Below are 368 nucleotides of genomic sequence, written 5' to 3' on the forward strand. Positions count from 1 at the left end.
ATGAGGCCAAAGAGTATCTGCTGGAATTGTGCCGGGATACTCCCAGACAATCCTGTAAGTTGCGGGAAATAGCTGATAAACTGAATAATGAAGGCGCCGAGAATCGAGGCCTTGAAGTTGCCCATGCCACCGAGGACCACCATGCACAGCACCATGACAGAAACCATGAACGTGTAGGTTCCAGGAGTGACCGAAAGGGTGAATGTTGCTTGGAGGGAGCCGGCAATACCTGCAACCGAAGCTCCCAGGATGAAGGCAGACACCTTGTACTTGGTAATATTTATGCCCATAGCTTGAGCTGCAATCTCATCCTCGCGTACTGCAGTAAGGGCCCTTCCCATTCGGGAACGAGCCAAACGCTGAAACAA

General features: G+C 51.4%; 1 protein-coding gene. It reads right to left on the reverse strand.

All coding sequences use genetic code 11. The features are described from left to right. The coding region (locus tag B3K89_RS12390) for a branched-chain amino acid ABC transporter permease (RefSeq protein ID WP_345907486.1) at positions 1-368 on the reverse strand (368 nt) is incomplete at both ends.

Source organism: Sphaerochaeta sp. UBA5849, assembly GCA_002432715.1.
Taxonomy (GTDB): Bacteria; Spirochaetota; Spirochaetia; order Sphaerochaetales; family Sphaerochaetaceae; genus Sphaerochaeta.